Origin of the sequence: Endozoicomonas sp. ONNA2 (assembly GCF_024606365.1) — a bacterium.
Classification (GTDB): Bacteria; Pseudomonadota; Gammaproteobacteria; order Pseudomonadales; family Endozoicomonadaceae; genus Endozoicomonas.
On the sequence record NZ_JAHHPO010000684.1, the window covers coordinates 1 to 2,569 of the forward strand.

Annotated in this window: 1 protein-coding gene; it reads right to left on the bottom strand. The window is 45.7% G+C overall.

Annotation, left to right across the window (positions count from 1 at the left end; translation table 11 throughout):
* Positions 1 to 163: 163 nt before the first annotated feature.
* Entirely contained in the window at positions 164 to 1,723 is a 1,560-nt protein-coding gene (locus tag KDK14_RS11970; protein WP_257265354.1) for an ankyrin repeat domain-containing protein, read from the bottom strand.
* Between the last annotated feature and the right edge of the window lie 846 nt (positions 1,724 to 2,569).

The following is a 2,569-nucleotide window of genomic DNA, read 5'->3' on the forward strand; positions in this document are numbered from 1 at the left end:
TACCGTTGACTCGACAAGAGCACAAAGGAAAAGAAAAGCTCTTCTTTGTGCTCTTTGTGGTTCCAATTCAAGACCCGCAACAAACCAAACCGCCTGCACTCGTATGCAGAAGCTAAAGAAAGATCAGGAAGAATTCCTTAATGTCTACTCTAAGAGCCAAAGTTTACCTGCAACGCAAAGTTTTTTGTCTGAGCAGTTTGCAACAATCGAGCTTGACCTTTTTAGCAGCGCTGGCCCATGGTGTCTCACCTGCTTTATTTTGGACCGTGATATCTGCCCCTTCAATGTCGACAAGCTTTTCCAGTAATTCATTGAAACCGTTCCGGGCAGCAATGTGTAAAGGCGTGTTACCGTTTTTATCCGGTGAGTTGATTTGTTTTGTAGTGTCGAATAAGTCCAGCCAAGTGATTTCGTCTCTTGCCGCGATAATATGCAAGAGTGTTCGTCCATCTTTATCAACACAAGCCGTATCGGCCCTTCGCTGAATCAATAGTGCAATAATCTCTTTGTGGCCACTGTGGGCCGCAATCTGTAATGGCGTATTGCCGTAGCGGTCAACAGCATTGATCTCGGCACCATTGCCCAACAGAATTTTAACACACTCAACACTGCCTCCCTCAGCGGCATGGTGCAGGGCCATTTTGCCATCCCGTTCACTTTTTTTGTCGATGATGTCTGCTTCAGCTTTGAAGATCAGCTTTTTGAGTGCCCTGGCTTTGCCACAGTAGGCTGCGTTGCACAGGTGTTCAAGCATTTCTTTGCTGCTGGACTTCAGACCGCCGGAGCCTTGCAACAGCTTGAACCATTTAAAGCCATTGTCAATGGCGAGGTCAAACGGCGTCTTACCTTCATGGTTAGGTTTGTGCATATCTGCCTTGTCATTAAACAGTATAAATATGCACCCGGAATATTTATTCATGGCGGCGTAGTGTACTGGTGTGTTACCAAAGTCATCAGCGGCATCGACATCTGCGTTTTCTTTAATTAATAATCCCATGCACTCTGCGTTGCCATTTTTAGCAGCACGATGAAGCGGCGTTGCACCGGTGTTATCTACTTCATTGACCTCGATGCCATCAGCACGCAGTAACACCTCGACGGTCTCTGTGCGGCCTTCGTGGGCAGCTATGTGCAGAGCCGTCAAGCCATCGACAGCCTTCGCATTGACCTCGATACCCTTGGCACCCAGTAACACCTTGACGGTCTCTGTGTGGCCATTTTGGGCCGCTTTGTAGAGCGCGTCATTGATAATTTCGATATTCACTCCCCTGTCTATCAACACGCCCATACAGTCGGCTTTGCCATTGCTGGCGACATACTCAATAAGGTCTGGATGAAGAGAAATGATATCAGGGTTGAACTCCAGGATTGTCTCAAGGGTATCCAGATCACCTGCTATGCAGGCATCCATAGCAGGGGCTTTGCCATCACGCAATAACTGCAGTTCTGGCTGATCACAAATGGAACAGTTCCGATACACCAGCCTGAACAAATTGAAGGGAACACATGCCAGGTGATATTGGTCACGTGGATTTTTGCATGAGGTTTTGACAATTGAATGTCGACCAAATCGCTCTGGCTTTTCTGAAGCTCTACAGGGTATAGAATCGCAAGGCGAAGCGGATGAATCAGTGCCGGGAATTGTACTTCCAGCTGTTGCACCTAACACTCTACCTGCTGCACCTAACGCACTGCCAATAACGCCTGGCTTGGATGGAATCACAACGATCTCCTGTGCAAATCACAACCTGTTAAAAAATTTATACATCAGACCTCTAAAGACTACTCAGCCCACGGGTTAGAATTTTTGAATAGGAACTTTGTAACAACTGAATTTTCGCGACTTATAATTAAGGAGCTGCCGAAAACGGAGATCCCTGAGTGTGCAAAAAAAAAGTAGTTTGAGATTGTGTGGTATGCAACTGCGGGTACAGTGCAAAGAAATTAGAAGTTATTTGCAGGATTCAAGTCCTACTTACGAGACTCATAAATATAGAAGTCATAGATTATGTATGTATGACTTGAATACAGGGTTAATAAAAATTCACCCAGCATACCCCGGTTCATCCTGAGTTTGTCGAAGGATGGTGTCACCGCACTGCCATTAAAACAATCTACTAGCACACCATTTCAATGAGTTTGAGGTGTATAAACTCCATTCACCCTGAGCGGAGTCGAAGTGTGATTGGCACAGTCTTTATTCAGGGCTTGGTGTTTACGCCCTTCAACTCCGCTCAGGACGAGCGAAGTTTGGGCATCATTGATACAGGGGACCCATTAAATACATTGAAAACGTGTACTAGTCCATTTTAAAAAGCACCTTCAATGCTTCAGATAGTTCTACGAATGTTACTTCATCGCTATCGGAGCTGATCTGACAACGGGCGGGGCTGTTATTTGACACGAGCCGGTCAAATTCAATGTGGATTTGCTGATCTTCCTTGATGTTAGTCAGTAAATTCCTGGGCAAATGAAGAAGCTTAAATTTTCCTGGCAGCTTCAGAGAACCATTTTCGAGCAGGGCGACAGAATCGGTCGAACGATCATCCCGATAATAGGATATTTAGCT